The following is a 3,513-nucleotide window of genomic DNA, read 5'->3' as shown; positions in this document are numbered from 1 at the left end:
TCTCCAGCAAATAACATTCTTCCTAAGAATCCTCTGATGAAACTTTCATGAGGATCAGATGAATATGGTCTTAACCAGTCGATAAGGTCAGTTCCACTGTTTGCTGTGAAGTATTCAGAATTATCTCTAGGCATATAACCTAAAGAAGTAGTTACACCCCAAGTGATACTACCTGAATCAGGCTCTATCTCTCCAGCTAATATTTTGATAAGTGTTGTTTTAACGATGTCGTTTTTAGCTAAAAGAACTACTTTATCTCCAGTATTGATAGTGAATGAAATATTATCTAGAACTTTTACTCCGTCGATAGTTTTAGTTACATTTTCGATTTTCAACATGTTGTTTCCAGCATCTCTTTCAGCTTTAAATTCGATGAATGGATATTTTCTGTTTGAAACTTGCATATCTTCAAACTTTAAGTTATCTAACATTTTTTTTCTTGCTGTTGCTTGATTTGACTTTGAAGCATTGGCACTAAATCTAGCGATGAAGGTCTGTAATTCTTCTCTTTTTTGCTCTAATTTTTTATTTTTATTTCTCATTAATTCTAATACAATTTGACTTGATTCGTACCAGAAATCATAGTTTCCTACGAACATTTTTACTTTACCATAGTCTATATCAGCAATATGAGTACATACTTTATTTAAGAAATGTCTATCATGTGATACTACGATAACAGTGGCATTAAAGTTAGCTAAAAAGTTTTCTAACCAGTTGATAGCATGGATATCCAAACCATTTGTAGGCTCGTCTAATAAAAGTACATCTGGTTCACCAAATAATGCTTGTGCTAAAAGGATCTTAACTCTTTGAGGTTCTGTAAGTTCACTCATTATTCTATAATGAATTGAAGGATCTACTCCTAATCCTGTAAGTAATTTTTCAGCATTAGTCTCAGCAGACCAACCGTCTAATTCCTCGATTCTATCAGTTAAATCTCCAGCTCTTGCATAGTCTTCATCTGTAGCATCTGGTTTTGCATAAAGATCTTCTTGCTCTTTTTTGATAGCAAACAACTCTTTATGTCCCATCATTACTACATTTAAAGCTACTTCATCAGCGTGAGCGAAATGGTCTTGTTGTAAGAAAGATAATCTTTCTCTATGACCTAAGATAACTTCTCCCTCACTAGCGTCGATTTCACCAGCCAAGATTTTTAAGAATGTAGATTTTCCAGCACCGTTAGCTCCAATAAGTCCGTAACAGTTACCAGGTGTAAATTTTATGCTTACATCGTCGAATAATTTTTTTCCAGGGAACATAAGCCCTAAACCACTAGTTGATATCATTTATTAACCTCCAAATTTTTATAAGTTTGATAGATAAATATGATTAAATATCTATATTCAATTATAAAAAATAATTTTTTTATTCGTAACATTATATCATATTTTTCAAGTATTTAGTATATACTATTAGTAGTAAGTCTGTTTATATGATTTACGACAAAAAACTAAAAAATTAACCACAACTAAATGTGAATTTTCATAGATAAAAGATCTAATATAATTTGTGTTAAAAATAAGATTCTTGCAAAAAAATTATAAAAGCCTTATATTACTAAAATAGAAGACTAAAAAATCAAATTAATTATAACTAGGAGTGATGAGATATGTTAGCAGCATTTATAATGGCGGGAGGATCTGGAGAAAGATTCTGGCCCCTATCAACTAAGGAAAGACCCAAGCAGTTATTAAAGTTAATAGATGAAAATAGAAGTTTAATTAGGACGACAGTAGACCGTATACTACCTATCATATCAGCAGATAAAATATTTATTGGAACCAATGCTATCCAAGCAGATGCTATAAGAAAAGAGCTTTCTGATCTGCCATATGACAATATAATTGTGGAACCTGCTTTTAAAGATACTGCTGCTGCCATTGGATATGGAGCAGTTAAGATAAAGGAAAAATTAAAAGATGAAAAAATTACCATGGTGGTTTTAGCTTCGGATCATATTATAAAAAATGAGGATAACTTCAGAAAGAGGATAGTAGGAGCCAGTGAGATAGCCATGGAAACCAATTCCATCATAACATTAGGGATAAAACCTAATAAACCTGAGACAGGATATGGATATATAGAGGTAAAGGAAGCCTATATAGGAGAACCAAGTAAGGTAATAAGGTTCTGGGAAAAACCAAATTTAGAAAGAGCTGAGGAATATGTAGAAGCTGGAAACTACCTTTGGAATAGTGGGATGTTTGTTATAGGACTGGATATGATCATGGGATCATTTGAAAAATATATGCCAAAACATTTTAAAATTTTTAATAAAATCTCAACATTAAAGGATAAAAATTTAGATTCAGAATCTAAAACAGAGGAACTTAAAACTTTATTTGAGAAGTTTGAAAAGATCTCTATCGATTTTGGAATTATGGAAAAAGCTCAAAATATTCAAGTAATACCCGTGGATTTTGGTTGGAATGACGTAGGAAGTTACCCTGCTCTAGATGAGGTATTAGAACACAATGAAAATGGAACTGTAAATAGAGCCAACGAACTCATTGAGATTGGAAGTAAGAACAATATAATTATAGGGACGAAAAAAATAATAGCTACAATCGGATTAGAAGATTTGGTAGTAGTAGAAACTAAAGATGCTCTTTTGGTATGTAAAAAAGAGAGAGCACAGGATATAAAGAAGGTATTGAAGGAGATAGCAGAGAGAGAAAAGATTAATTAACTCCTCCTTTTTATGGTCCCTCTTTAAAAAAGAGGGGCTGAGGTAGAAGTGAAAGTTATGAAAAGAAGACCTCTTCCTTTTGATGGTATTTTCCACGAATATTAAAATTAAGTATAATTAAAACTTAATTTTAAATGTGGACCAATAAAGGAGAAACTAAAGTAGAGGTGAGAGGTTAAAAAAGTTCTAAATGGTGAAAGCGAAAATAGGAGGATCTAAGTTGGAGCAAGCAATTAAAGAAATAGAAAAGCTAAGTGAATTTGTTGAGTATGTAGAAAAATTACCAGAAGGATTTATTTTATCAAGAGGACAATCTAAAAGTTATAAATTACTGCCAACGTCTTTAAGAAAAGATGATGTTGGAAACAGGATATTTTCAAAACAATCTATAAATCATTTTTTAAAAGAATTTAAAATTAATTCATATAATTATTTAGATAACCCTTGGGATATAAAGAATGATGGCGAGTGGATGATTATGGCTCAACATTATGGAATACCAACAAGATTACTAGATTTTACATATTCTCATATGATATCTTTAATGTTTGCGATTGAAAAATCATTTAATGGTTGTGATAACTGTAATGCAGAAGTTTGGTTTTTAAATCCTACAAAATTAAATTTGAAATATGCAAAACGAGATGAAATTTTTAATTTGAACGATACAAAAATACAAGCAATAGAAGATTATAATGGACCTGTAGTAGTAAAAGGAAGGAAGTTAAATAGTAGAATCAATTCACAAAACGGATTGTTTGTTTATTTTCAAAATGAGTGTAATGAATTGGAAAGTTTAGCAGATGAAAGTATTTTAA

The 3,513-nt window shown here is 31.0% G+C and carries 3 protein-coding genes; 2 read left to right on the top strand and 1 reads right to left on the bottom strand.

What is annotated here, in order from left to right; all coding sequences use genetic code 11:
* The coding region (locus tag WBG30_RS07345; protein ID WP_424503991.1) for an ABC-F family ATP-binding cassette domain-containing protein at positions 1–1,292 on the bottom strand (1,292 nt) is incomplete at its 3' end.
* Positions 1,293–1,615: 323 nt separating this feature from the next.
* Between WBG30_RS07345 and WBG30_RS07340 the strand changes: the two genes are divergently transcribed.
* Together WBG30_RS07340 and WBG30_RS07335 are read left to right on the top strand one after the other, a co-directional pair.
* On the top strand, positions 1,616–2,695 hold the full coding sequence (locus WBG30_RS07340; RefSeq protein ID WP_424503990.1) for a mannose-1-phosphate guanylyltransferase: 1,080 nt from the start codon (positions 1,616–1,618) through the stop codon (positions 2,693–2,695).
* Between the two features lie 220 nt (positions 2,696–2,915).
* Positions 2,916–3,513, top strand: a 598-nt coding sequence (locus WBG30_RS07335; protein ID WP_424503989.1) for an FRG domain-containing protein, incomplete at its 3' end; no start/stop codon positions are given.

Source organism: Psychrilyobacter sp. (assembly GCF_049671765.1).
Lineage (GTDB): Bacteria > Fusobacteriota > Fusobacteriia > Fusobacteriales > Fusobacteriaceae > Psychrilyobacter.
The sequence above is the reverse complement of the archived record's forward strand: the minus strand, read 5'-3'. Positions and strand labels throughout refer to the sequence as shown.

Bases quoted from the DNA above. Each gene is read 5' to 3' on its own strand.
- WBG30_RS07340 (WP_424503990.1), top strand. From the start codon at position 1,616: ATGTTAGCAGCATTTATAATGGCGGGAGGATCTGGAGAAAGATTCTGG.